The 11,269-nt window shown below is 67.9% G+C and carries 10 protein-coding genes; 3 read left to right on the top strand and 7 right to left on the bottom strand.

Going from position 1 to position 11,269, the window contains the following annotated elements:
• Positions 1-132: 132 nt before the first annotated feature.
• The 4 genes from ACFV15_RS36085 to ACFV15_RS36070 are packed head-to-tail and all read right to left on the bottom strand — an operon-like array spanning position 133 to position 5,071.
• Positions 133-699 carry an ATP/GTP-binding protein gene (locus tag ACFV15_RS36085; RefSeq protein WP_378356328.1) on the bottom strand — a complete coding sequence of 189 codons (567 nt, stop codon included), beginning with the start codon at positions 697-699 and terminating at the stop codon, positions 133-135.
• A gap of 28 nt (positions 700-727) precedes the next feature.
• Positions 728-1,390, bottom strand: coding sequence for a DUF742 domain-containing protein (locus tag ACFV15_RS36080; RefSeq protein WP_378356327.1), 663 nt, complete (start codon positions 1,388-1,390; stop codon positions 728-730).
• Between the two features lie 7 nt (positions 1,391-1,397).
• Complete coding sequence (locus ACFV15_RS36075) at positions 1,398-1,850, bottom strand: roadblock/LC7 domain-containing protein (RefSeq protein ID WP_091292047.1); 453 nt, start codon at positions 1,848-1,850, stop codon at positions 1,398-1,400.
• Positions 1,847-5,071, bottom strand: coding sequence for a nitrate- and nitrite sensing domain-containing protein (locus ACFV15_RS36070; RefSeq protein ID WP_378356326.1), 3,225 nt, complete (start codon positions 5,069-5,071; stop codon positions 1,847-1,849). The genes ACFV15_RS36075 and ACFV15_RS36070 overlap by 4 nt, the downstream gene beginning before the upstream one ends.
• Before the next feature lie 1,046 nt (positions 5,072-6,117).
• Between ACFV15_RS36070 and ACFV15_RS36065 the strand changes: the two genes are divergently transcribed.
• Positions 6,118-6,543, top strand: coding sequence for a DUF485 domain-containing protein (locus ACFV15_RS36065; RefSeq protein WP_378356324.1), 426 nt, complete (start codon positions 6,118-6,120; stop codon positions 6,541-6,543).
• A complete protein-coding gene (locus ACFV15_RS36060; protein ID WP_378356322.1) occupies positions 6,540-8,138 on the top strand; it encodes a cation acetate symporter in 1,599 nt (532 codons plus the stop codon). Before ACFV15_RS36065 ends, ACFV15_RS36060 begins: the two co-directional genes overlap by 4 nt.
• A 159-nt stretch (positions 8,139-8,297) precedes the next feature.
• Here ACFV15_RS36060 and ACFV15_RS36055 read toward each other — a convergent pair whose 3' ends face one another.
• Positions 8,298-8,870 carry a TetR/AcrR family transcriptional regulator gene (locus tag ACFV15_RS36055; RefSeq protein ID WP_378356320.1) on the bottom strand — a complete coding sequence of 191 codons (573 nt, stop codon included), beginning with the start codon at positions 8,868-8,870 and terminating at the stop codon, positions 8,298-8,300.
• Between the two features lie 148 nt (positions 8,871-9,018).
• On the opposite strand from ACFV15_RS36055, the gene ACFV15_RS36050 reads away from it, so the two are divergent.
• Positions 9,019-10,437: an MFS transporter gene (locus tag ACFV15_RS36050; protein ID WP_378356319.1), complete on the top strand. Its 1,419-nt coding sequence runs from the start codon at positions 9,019-9,021 to the stop codon at positions 10,435-10,437.
• Here the strand turns inward: ACFV15_RS36050 and ACFV15_RS36045 are convergent.
• Positions 10,415-10,756 (bottom strand): DUF3817 domain-containing protein, encoded by a 342-nt coding sequence (locus tag ACFV15_RS36045; RefSeq protein WP_378356317.1) that lies wholly within the window; start codon positions 10,754-10,756, stop codon positions 10,415-10,417. The genes ACFV15_RS36050 and ACFV15_RS36045 overlap by 23 nt on opposite strands.
• The gene (locus tag ACFV15_RS36040; RefSeq protein WP_378356316.1) at positions 10,753-11,118 is read right to left on the bottom strand and encodes a hypothetical protein; all 366 of its coding nucleotides are present in this window, start codon (positions 11,116-11,118) and stop codon (positions 10,753-10,755) included. Before ACFV15_RS36040 ends, ACFV15_RS36045 begins: the two co-directional genes overlap by 4 nt.
• Positions 11,119-11,269: the final 151 nt, after the last annotated feature.

Below are 11,269 nucleotides of genomic sequence, written 5' to 3'. Positions count from 1 at the left end.
GATCTTAGTCGACTTCTCTTCTACCAGGAGCCGCGTCTATCACAGCCTTGACACCACAACCCCAGCCCTAACTACCCGGCATTGGGTTAGAACCGGCGATACCACTCACGACCAAACCACTCGCGCGCCGACTCAGCGGGCGGCGTTGGCCGCCCGGAGCGCGATCCACTGGCGCATCGCGTACTCGACCAGGGTGATCAGCGTCTGCTTGGTCGACTCGCGGTCGCGCGCGTCGCAGCGCACGATCGGGATGCTCGGGTCGATCGAGAGCGCCTCGCGCACGTCGTTGATGTCGTGCTGCAGTATCCCGTCGAAGCAGTTCACGCCGACGATGTACGGGAGGCCCCGGTCCTCGAAGAAGTCGACCGGCGCGAACGAGTCGGCCAGGCGCCGGGTGTCGGCGAGCACGACCGCGCCGATGGCGCCGCGGACCAGGTCGTCCCACATGAACCAGAAACGCTGCTGGCCTGGGGTGCCGAACAGGTACAGGATCAGGTCGGCGTCGAGCGAGACGCGGCCGAAGTCCATGGCGACCGTGGTGGTCGACTTCTTCGGGGTCGCGTCCAGGTTGTCGATGCCGGTGCTCGCGTCCGTCATCATCGCCTCGGTGGTGAGCGGGACGATCTCCGACACAGAGCCGACGAAGGTCGTCTTGCCCGCACCGAAGCCGCCCGCCACGACGATCTTCGCCGATGTCATGGTCGGGGGCGCGGTTTCCCGCGGTGCCTTAAAGCCGACGGAGTCCACTCAAAACCCTTTCCATCAACACCAAGTGTGCCTCGGCGCCGTCTTTGCCGGTGAGCGTCGGGTGCACGATAACCAGTCCCGCGTCGGCCGCGTCGCTGATCAGCACTCGCGCCACGCCCAGCGGTACGCGCATGGCCGCCGCGATCTCGGCGACCGAACGCGGGGTCCGGCACTCTTCCATGATCGAGAGGTTCTCGATCTGCTGCATCGCGGCGTCGGAGAAGACCCCGACCGCGACTTCTTCCTTCGCGGAGACGAGCGTCTCCAGCTCCAACGCGTAGTTCGCCTTGGTGCGGCCACCCGTCAAAGCGTACGGCCGGACGATCGCCGTCTCTTCGGCCGGATGGAGGAGATCGTCCTGCGCCGAGGCGGGGTACTCGGCGTAGCTCGCGTAGTCGGTGTACTCGTACTCCTGTGGAGCCGGGTCGAAGAGCCCGCCCGTGTCCGGCGGCGAGACTACTGAGGTCACGCGGTCTCCTTGGTCGGTCGGTTCCTGCGATGACCCCTGCTGGCCGGAGTCCTTGTCCTTCCTTCGCTGCTTCCGACGACCACGGCCGGAGTCCAGCGTGAAGCCGTTGAGGACGTCGGCGAATGTGCCGTCGTCGCCAATCGGCCCCCCTGGGTACCCGGATCCCGTGCTCATCGCGGCATCATCCCACCGGTTCACCGATGAGTGAGCCTCCCGCGCCCTGGAGTTGCGCACGCAATTCCGGAGTGAGGATCTGCCCGACCCGATCGACCAGCATCGTCATCTCGTAGGCCACCTGCCCGATGTCGCAGTTCGGGGCGGCGAGCACGGCGAGGCACGAACCGTCGCTGATCGACATCAGCACCATGATGCCGAGTTCCATCTCGACGACCGTCTCGTTGACCGCGCCGGCCTCGAAGCAGCGCGCGGCGCCCTGGGTGAGGCTGACGATGCCCGACGCGACGGCGGCGAGCTGGTCGGCCCTGTCGAGCGGGAGCCGGTTCGACGAGGTCAGCAGCAGGCCGTCCGCGGAGACGACGACCGCGTGCGCCACACCGGGCACGCGCTCGGCGAAGTCATTGACCAGCCATCCGAACTGGTTCTGCTGAGGCTGTGCCGCGTTCGGCGAGGTCATTCACCCTCCAGGTTTTCTGGGTTGGCTTCGGCCGGTTGAGCCGTCCGGTGGCGTCCGCGCCGGATGCCCTGCTGGAAACTGCTCAGCCGTCCGCGCACATCCTGTGCGTCACGTTCTCGTCTGGGACCGGCGGGCGCCGCCGACGCGGTGGCGCTGCCGGGGAGCAGCTGCTCCCCGCGACGCCGCCTCGGCAGTCCCGCAGGGGTGAAGGTAGACGGTGCGCTCTGTGACACCGCCTGCACGGTCCGCCAGCCGTCGTCGGAACCGAACGCCCACTCGGCGGTGGCCGTCAGCTCCGAAGCGTCTTCGGGAGCCACCACCGGCTCCGGCGGGGGCGGGGGCACCGGCTTGGCCTGCCGCTGCGGCAACGGCGGCAGCGCGGCCTTCTCCGGCTGGGCTGCTTCCTTCGGCTTGGCGGCCTCCGGCGCCTTCGGCGGCTTGGGCTTGGGCGTTTCCGCCGCCTTCGGCTCCGCGGGCTTGGGTGTCCCTGACGCCTGCTTACGGCCCCGGCTCACGCCCTGCTGGAAACTCGACAGCCTGCCGCGCACGTCCGCCGGGTCGCGGACCGGCAGGTCCGCGTTCTTGGCGGCGGCCGCCGGCTTCTCCGGGCGCTCGGCGCTGCCCGGCATGAGCTTCTCGCCACGCTGGCGGCGCGGGAGACCGGCCTCGGTGAACGTCGACGGCGCCGCCTGCGTCACGGCCTGCACCTTGCGCCAGTTCTCGTCGCTGGCGAGGTCCCAGTTGGTCTTCTCCTTGGGCGTCTCGCCCTCGGACTCCTTCTCCGCCTGCGGTGGCTTGGGCTCGCGGAACCAGGCCGAGAGCATCTCGTCGAAGATCGGGGTCGTCTCGGACTTCCCCGGCTTCGGCTCCTTCGGCGGCGCGGGCTCCGCCTGCTTCGCCGACTTGCTCCACCACTCGCTGAGCGCGGTGCCGTTCGCGACGAACAGTTCCTTGCCGCTGGGCAGCTGCCCGCTTTCCGAGACCGTCTCCGGCTCGGCGGCCTTCGGCGGCTTCGGCGGCTCGGGGGGCCGCTGCGGCGGCACCGTCGGCCTCGGCTGGTCGTCGCCGGAGGAAATCGGGCTGAACAGCGCGGTGCCCGAGATCTCCATGTCGGACGGCGGCCGCTCGTTCAGCGCGGCGACGTCCTCCGCGGACGGCCAGCCCGCGTCGGGCAGCGACGGCGACGGCCGGGTGCCGTTGGCCGGGCGCTGACGCCTCGGCAGCGCGCTCGGCTGCGGCAGCGGCGGCTGCTGGGGGTGCTGCTGCCGGTGTGCCGGGATCGGCCCGGTGTGCTGCTCGCCGCCGTACGGGGTCATCACCAGTTCGGGCGGCACGGTCACGGTCGCGCGGACACCGACGATGTCCTTGCCGCCGTGCAGCGAGACACCGATGCGGTGACGGCTGGCCAGCCTGCCGACCACGAACAGGCCCATCCGGCGCGAGGTGGCGAGGTCGACCGAGGCGGCCTCGGTCAGCCGCGAGTTGGCCTCCGCGACCTCGGCCTCGTTCATGCCGATGCCCTTGTCGAGGATGTCGATCGACAGCGACCGGTCGTCGGCGATGCGCGTCGCCACGGTCACCCTGGTCTCCGGCGCGGAGAACGCGGTCGCGTTGTCCAGCAGCTCGGCGATCAGCCGCGTCAGGTCGCCTGCCGCGTAGCCGACGATCTTCGCCGTCGGCGGCGGCTGCACCACGACCCGCTGGTACTGCTCGATCTCCGAGACCGCGCCGCGCACGATGTCGGTGGTGGTGACCGGCTGACCGGACCGGCGCGTCGACTCGGAGCCGGACAGCACCATCAGGTTCTCGTTGTTGCGGCGCATCCGCGTCGCGAGGTGGTCGAGCTGGAACAGCGTCGCCAGCTGGTCGGCGTCCTCCTCGTCCCGCTCGAGCCGTTCGATGAGCTGCAGCTGGCGCTGCACCAGGCTCTGGCTGCGGCGCGACAGGTTGACGAACACGCTGCTGTAGCCGGTGCGCATCGCGGCCTGCTCGGCGGCGAGGTGGATGGCCTGGTGATGCACCGCGTCGAAGGCCCTGGCGACCTCGCCGACCTCGTCGTTCGCGGTGACCGGCACCGGCTCGACCTCGGTGTTCTGCGGCCTGCCCTCCTGGATGTTGCGGACGGCTTCCGGCAGCTGCTTGTTCGCGACGTCGAGCGCGCTGTTGCGCAGGATCTTCAGCGTGCGCAGCAATTGGCGGGTGATCACGAAGACCACCGCGGCGGCGAGCACGAGCGCGCCGAAGAGCAGTACCGCGAGCAACCCGGCGCCGCTGCTGGAGCTTTCGACGAGCGCGGCCGAGGCGGCGGCCGTCTGGTCGCCGAGCCGCTGCGAGACCTCGCCCAGCCTGGCGAGGATGGCAGCGGAGCTCTCGTTCCACGACTGCGCCGGGATCTTGCGGAAGGCCTGCTCCGGCGGCACACCCGACTCGCCGAGCGCGGTCTTGATCAGCGTGTCGCGGGTGGCGGAGCCGCCGCCTGCCACCGTGCTGTCGTAGTCCTGGCGCTGCTCCTGGGACGCGGCGGCGCGGAAGTCGTCGACGTTGTCGATGAACCGCACCTGCGCGGAGCGGACCTGGTTGAGTTCGGTCGGGGCGAGCGTGCCGCGCGCGATGCCGTAGTCGACCAGGCCCTGGATGAGCGAGACCTGTTCCTTGGCGACCTGCAGGTCGTGCTGCGCGCTCGGCGTGCCGCCGATGGCGTCGTCGCTGATCCTGGCGGTCAGCGCGGTGTCGAGGTTGAGCAGCGAACCGATGATCAGGCCGTACTCGCCGATCGACTGGACCGGCGAAAGCTTGCCGGCCCCGCCCTGCTCGCGGACGTCGGCCAGCCTGGCGACCTGGACGCCTGCTTCGTTCTTGATGCCGCCGATGCCGGGGTCGAGCGCGGCCGCCTTGGTCGCGGCGACGGTGAACGGCACGACCAGGCGGTCGACCTCGCCGCGGGTGGCGGTGAGCTCCGGGGAGCCGCCGCCGTTGCCCGCGGTGAGCGCGGCCGCGGTCTGCGTGCGCTCACGCTGCAGGCCGTCGGTCAGCGCCAGGATGGCGGAGTTCAGCGCCACCAGCCTGTCGATGCGCTGGTAGCTGTCGGACTTGCCGACCTGGTTGGCGATCGTGGTGACACCGAGCACCAGCGCGATCAAAATCGGGACCAGCGTGACGGCGGAGAGCTTGACCGGCAGGCTCCAGTCCCGCCAGCGCAGCACCGCACGCCAGTCAGCCATCTTCCGTGGTTTGCGTGGCTGTTGGCCCAGCAGCTTCCCCACAGGCACTTGGCCTTCTCCTGCAACGGTCACCTATGTGACTCCCTGTCCGGCGTCATCGATCCGGTTCGGCCGCTCGCGGTGTTCGCCAACCGCATCCGATCATCCCTGCCGATCCGCGTCCAGCAGCCCACGTCGTGAGGCCGCGTAAGTCAAGTACCGCCGACGAACATCTGCGATCCCCCGGCAGGCGCCGGATTCGCATCATGCGATCTGCACCCTCATGGAGATCAGGTTTTCCGCGCCTTTCGATCACAGCTGTCGGCTTGGCGAAAGAATCGTACACCAAACGGTGACAAGTCAATTTCACTCACGACACGGTGCATGACCAGCGCAAATGACACTAAACAGAAGGCCGCGGCAAACACTTTCCGTCACTACTAGTGGTCCCGATGCTTTTCAGTGACCACCCGCACTGATTTTCCCGACGGCCATGTCACCCGATTAGCCCACGCAGAGTAGCCGGAGCGCCCGGAAGGTGCACCGAGCGTGCACTCGATCGTGGGGTCAACCCCAAATGTGTGCCCGATGTTGTGGCATTGCCAGGATCAGCCGCGAGAGAGCCCACTCCACTTGGGGGTTTCTCACGCGGTCGAGCGAACCGGCAGGGCTCGTCCACCAACGTAGGCCAGGCTCACCTATCCGCAAAACGCGAATTCCCATCACGGGAGCCGCCCGGCCGGAAACTACCAACGGTAACGACTGGCAGACTGCCAACAACCCACCGGACAGGCGTTTGTCCAATTGGCACCGCTTTCGCAACAGCGAGTCACGATTAGCGTCACCAATTCGAGTGATAAGACCGTTACCGTCGAAACGATGTTACTTCCGAGATTTTCGGACCGGAAAACGAATACCGTGTCACATCCCCAGGGTCCGACGTGTTCCCCCATTCTCGTTCGTAGTTACTATGTGCTCCTCGAACGCCCATCAGGCACCGCGGCGCACACGAATGCGGGGCGCCGGGGTCACCCACATGGACGCGTACCACTGCCGGAGGCCCACCCATGCAGGACATCGCGCACTCCCCCGCCATCATCCCTTCGGCGCGACAGCGTCCCGTGACACCGCCGCGGCTGCCTCCGATGTTCGTGCGCGGAAGCCTCATGCCGGAGCCGGAGGCCACCGGCCCCGGTTTCGACCAGATCAGGGGCAGCGCCGAGTTCGTCACGCTCCGGTCGCGTCTGCGGCGGTTCGTGTTCCCGATGAGCCTGGCGTTCTTCACCTGGTACCTCACCTACGTGCTGCTGGCGGCCTACGCGCACGAGTTCATGAGCCTGAAAGTGGTCGGCGAGGTCAACGTGGCTATCGTGCTGGGCCTGGGGCAGTTCGCCAGCACCGCGGTGATCACGGCCGCGTATGTCAGGTTCGCGAACCGCCGGATCGACCCGCAGGTGGACAAGGTCCGCGCGCGGGCGGAGGGAGCACGGTGACACCGACGACGGCGCTGGCGGCCACGGACACCTCGAGCGGCAACCCGGTCGTCAACACCGCGGTGTTCGCCCTGTTCGTCGCGATCACGCTCTACGTGGTGTACCGCGCGAGCACCCGGAACTCGACGACCGCCGACTACTACGCGGCGGGCAGCGTCTTCTCCGGCAGGCAGAACGGGATCGCGCTGTCGGGCGACTTCCTGTCGGCCGCCTCGTTCCTCGGCATCGCCGGCGCCATCGCGATCCACGGATATGACGGATTCCTCTACTCGATCGGGTTCCTGGTCGCCTGGCTCGTCGACCTGCTGCTGATCGCGGAACTGCTGCGCAACACCGGCAAGTTCACCATGGGCGACGTGCTGGCGTTCCGGATGAAACAGCGCCCGGTCCGCGCCGCGGCCGCGACGTCCACATTGGTCATCTCGTTCTTCTACATGCTCGCGCAGATGGCCGGCGCCGGCGGGCTGGTCGCGCTGCTGCTGAACATCCACTCGCGGATCGGCCAGGCGCTGGTGATCGCGGTCGTCGGCATCATCATGGTGCTGTACGTGCTGGTCGGCGGCATGAAGGGCACCACGTGGGTGCAGATCATCAAGGCCAGCATCCTGCTCGTGTCCGGCATGCTGATCACGGTGTTCCTGTTCGGCAAGTTCGGTTTCAGCTTCTCGAACCTGCTCGCGGCCGCGGCGGAGAAGAGCCCGCTCGGTGAAAAGCTGCTCCAGCCGGGCGGTCAGTACGGCGCCAACGGAACGACCAAATTGGACTTCGTGTCCTTGGCGCTGGCACTGGTGCTCGGCGCGGCGGCGCTGCCCCACGTGCTGATGCGCTTCTACACGGTCCCGAACTCCAAGGAGGCGCGCCGCTCGGTCGTCTGGGCCACCGCGTGCATGTTCCTCTTCTATCTCTGCACACTGGTGATCGGTTTCGGCGCCGCGGCGATCGTCGGCCCCGACGAGATCAAGGCTGCGCCCGGCGGCGAGAACTCCGCGGCGCCGCTGCTCGCGCTGCACATCGGCGGCACGCTGCTGCTCGGCATCATCTCGGCGGTCGCCTTCGCGACGATCCTCGCGGTGGTCGCGGGACTCACGATCACCGCGTCGGCCTCCTTCGCGCACGACGTCTACGCCAACATCTTCAAGCACGGCAAGGCGGAAGCGGCGTCGGAGGTGAAGGTCGCGCGCATCACGGCGGTCGTGGTCGGGGTGCTGGCGATCGCGGGCGGGATCCTGGCGAGCGGCCAGAACATCGCGTTCCTGGTGGCGCTGGCCTTCGCGGTCGCCGCTTCGGCGAACCTGTCGACGCTGCTGTATTCGTTGTTCTGGAAGCGGTTCAACACCACCGGGACGTTGTGCGGCATCTACGGCGGCCTGATCGCGTGCCTGGTGCTGGTGTTCTTCTCGCCGGTGGTGTCGGGCACGCCGGACTCGATCGTGCAGTCGGTCGACTTCCACTGGTTCCCGCTCAAGAACCCTGGGCTGATCTCGATCCCGTTCTCGTTCCTGTGCGGCTATATCGGCACCCTGCTCGGCCCCAAGGCCGACGCGGCCAAACACGCCGAGATGGAAGTTCGTTCCCTCACCGGTATCGGTTCTTAGGGCGTGTCTCCTAATTCTGGTCGATGGGCTTCGTGATCCAGGTGGTTCCCGGCGGTGCGGGCGATTCGCCCTCGTACCGGGTTGTACTCGGGTGAATCGCCCGCGGGCGTCAGGGGCCGCCTGGGCGCGAAGACCGCGATCAGAATTTGGAGACACGCCCTAGTTTTTAACGCGCAGCCCGTCGACCACGATCGCCATCAGGCGCTCGGCGTCGCCGGGCGGCGCGTGCTGGCCCGCGACGCCGACGCCGTGCGCGAGGCGGAGCACGTCGACACCGGTGATGTCGGTGCGGATGTCGCCCGACTTCTGCGCGGCCTCGACCAAAGCGCCCGCCGCGCCATAGAGGTTGGTGCGGCAGAGCTGGAAGGTGTCCGAGTTCGCGTCGATCGACGCCTTGAGGCTCGCCGCGAGGCCGCTGCGGCTCAGCACATACGTCACATGCTCGGCCGTCCAGCGGACGAGCGCGTCGAACGGCGGCAGCTCCGCGAGCAGCTCGTGCGCGCGCTCGCTCAGCTCGGTGATCTCACCGCGGTAGACCGCTTCGATGAGCGCGATCCTGGTCGGGAAATGCCGGTACAACGTCCCGGCGCCGACACCGGCGCGCTTGGCGATGTCGTCGAGCGGGGCCTCGGGGCCGTGTTCGGCGAAGGCCTGCTTGGCGGCCGCCATGACCGCGTCGTAGTTCCGGCGCGCGTCCGCGCGCATGGGACGGGCGGGATCGGTTGCCGTCATGGGACACCTCCTCATCCAGGATAACCGGAGAAACTCTCCGAATTCACTTGCGTAAGTGGAGACGCTCTCCATATGCTCTCATGGACAAAGCGGAGAGCTTCTCCACTTGAGTACGCAGAGCACCACAGTGAGTACTGGGGAGTATTCCTTGACCGAGCAGTCCCTGTTGTCACGCCCCGCGCCACCGGAGATCCGGCGGCGCCCCGCACTCATCCTGGCGATCGTCCTGACCTGCCAGCTCATGCTGATCCTCGACGCCACGGTGATGAACGTGGCACTCCCGCCGATCCAGTCGGAACTCGGCTTCTCGCGCACCGGGCTGTCCTGGGTGATGAACGCCTACAGCCTGGTCTTCGGCGGCTTCCTGCTGCTCGGCGGCCGCGCGGGCGACCTGTTCGGCAGGCGCCGCATGTTCGTCATCGGCACCAGCGTCTTCACCGTCGCCTCGCTCGCGGGCGGCCTGGCCACCTCGGCCGAACTGCTGATCGTCGCCAGGATCCTGCAAGGACTCGGCGCCGCGATGGCGGGACCGAGCACACTCGCGCTGATCGCCACCACGTTCACCGAGCCGAAGGCCCGGATGCGCGCGCTCGCGCTGTTCTCCGCGATGTCCAGCGGTGGCTTCGCCATCGGGCTGATCCTCGGCGGTCTGCTGACGCAGTGGTTCACGTGGCGGGCCGTGCTGTTCATCAACGTGCCGTTCGGCGCCGCGATCGCTTTGCTGGCACCGAAATTCGTGCCGGAGCCGGAACGCAGGCATGCCCACCTCGATCTGCCGGGCGCCATCACCGGCACCGCGGGTGTCGCGTCCTTGGTGTACGGCTTCATCCGTGCCGCGCAGGAAGGCTGGGGTGACGCGGTCACGATCGTGGCACTCGCCGCCGGCGTCACGCTGATCGCGACGTTCCTGACCATCGAGCGCCGCGCACGCCAGCCGCTGATGCCGCTGCGGCTGTTCGCCGACCGCAACCGCGCCGCCGCCTACGCGAACTTCTTCTTCGGGCCGATGGCCATGATGTCGATGTTCTTCTTCCTGACCCAGTTCCTGCAGGACGTGAGCCACTTCAGCGCGCTGGCCACCGGCTTCGCCTTCCTCCCGATGGCGGCCGTGCTGTTCAGCGTGACCAGGCTGGTGTCACGTCTGCTGCCGAAGCTCGGCCCGAAGAAGATGGCCGCCACCGGCAGCGCGGCCATGGTCATCGGCCTGGCCTGGCTGACCCAGCTCACGCCGGAAAGCCACTACGCGAGCGGCATGCTCGCCCCGATGATCCTGATGGGCTTCGGCGCGGGATTCGCGTTCTCGCCGTTGAACATCCTGATCATGGGCACCGTCCCCGCCGAGGACGCGGGCGCGGCGGGCGGTGTGCTGCAGACGCTTCAGCAGGGCGGCGCGACGCTCGGGCTCGCGATCCTGGTCACCGTGTTCGGCGAGAGCACGCGGGGCATCACCGGCACCCCGCAGACGATTCTGGTCACCGGGATGACGACGGCGTTCATCGCGTCCGCGCTGATCGCGGCCTGCACCTTCGTGGTGGCGCTGACGTTCAGAGCTTCTGACCGGCCTTGACGCGGTGGGTGACCCGGCGTTCGACGAGGAACGAGACGAACGGGACGCACCCGGCCAGCAGTACGAGCACGGTGCCCTTGATCGACCAGCGGGCCTTGATCGCCAGGTCGATGGTGAGCGCCAGGTAGATCATGTACAGCACACCGTGGATCGGCGAGTAGATCGCCGAGGGCTCCGGGTTGTCGAAGGCGTACCGGAGCACCATCACGAAGCACAGCCCGAGCAGGCCGACACCGGTCACGTAGGCGGCCGCGCGGAACCGGGTCAGCGGTCCGGCCAGCGAGGCGAGCGGGGTGGTGTCGTCAGTGCGGGTGGTCATGGCTTGTCCGGGGACCTCTCGTGATCGCGAGCGTTCAGCTCGGCGAGGTAACGGTTGTAGGCGGCGAGCTCATCGTCCTCACCCGCCACGGGGGCTGGCGCCGGTTTCCGCGGCCGCGGGGCCGGCGCTTCTTCCGGTTCTTCCTCGGCACGGATGCGCAGCTTGCGGATCCGGTAGAACATGAAGGCCGGGAACAATCCGAACAGCGGCCACTGCAGCACATAGCCGAGGTTCTGGAAGGTGCCGTTCGCGGAGGAGTACCGCTCCCACTGCCACCAGGCGAGCCCGCAGCAGAGCACCAGGCTCAGCAAAGAAACCCCGACGATGGCGAGGCGGCGACCGGTGACCGAACTGACTGGCACGGTCACGACGCTAGCACTCGCCCTGGAGTGAGCTGCGGCTCAGTGGTCGTGAGTGGTACGGCCGCGCTCCTCTACCGGGACAACAACCACACCCCCCAAAACAACGCTGATTAATAAAAACACAAACACACCCAGCACACCGAACAAACGA

This window comes from Amycolatopsis sp. NPDC059657 (assembly GCF_042734395.1).
Lineage (GTDB): Bacteria > Actinomycetota > Actinomycetes > Mycobacteriales > Pseudonocardiaceae > Amycolatopsis.
This window is presented reverse-complemented; position numbering and strand designations above follow the sequence as displayed.

What these genes read in the sequence shown, in the direction of transcription:
- ACFV15_RS36085 (WP_378356328.1), bottom strand. Translation starts at nt 699, where the DNA reads ATGACATCGGCGAAGATCGTCGTGGCGGGCGGCTTCGGTGCGGGCAAG.
- ACFV15_RS36080 (WP_378356327.1), bottom strand. Translation starts at nt 1,390, where the DNA reads ATGAGCACGGGATCCGGGTACCCAGGGGGGCCGATTGGCGACGACGGC.
- ACFV15_RS36075 (WP_091292047.1), bottom strand. Translation starts at nt 1,850, where the DNA reads ATGACCTCGCCGAACGCGGCACAGCCTCAGCAGAACCAGTTCGGATGG.
- ACFV15_RS36070 (WP_378356326.1), bottom strand. Translation starts at nt 5,071, where the DNA reads ATGGCTGACTGGCGTGCGGTGCTGCGCTGGCGGGACTGGAGCCTGCCG.
- ACFV15_RS36065 (WP_378356324.1), top strand. Translation starts at nt 6,118, where the DNA reads ATGCAGGACATCGCGCACTCCCCCGCCATCATCCCTTCGGCGCGACAG.
- ACFV15_RS36055 (WP_378356320.1), bottom strand. Translation starts at nt 8,870, where the DNA reads ATGACGGCAACCGATCCCGCCCGTCCCATGCGCGCGGACGCGCGCCGG.
- ACFV15_RS36045 (WP_378356317.1), bottom strand. Translation starts at nt 10,756, where the DNA reads ATGACCACCCGCACTGACGACACCACCCCGCTCGCCTCGCTGGCCGGA.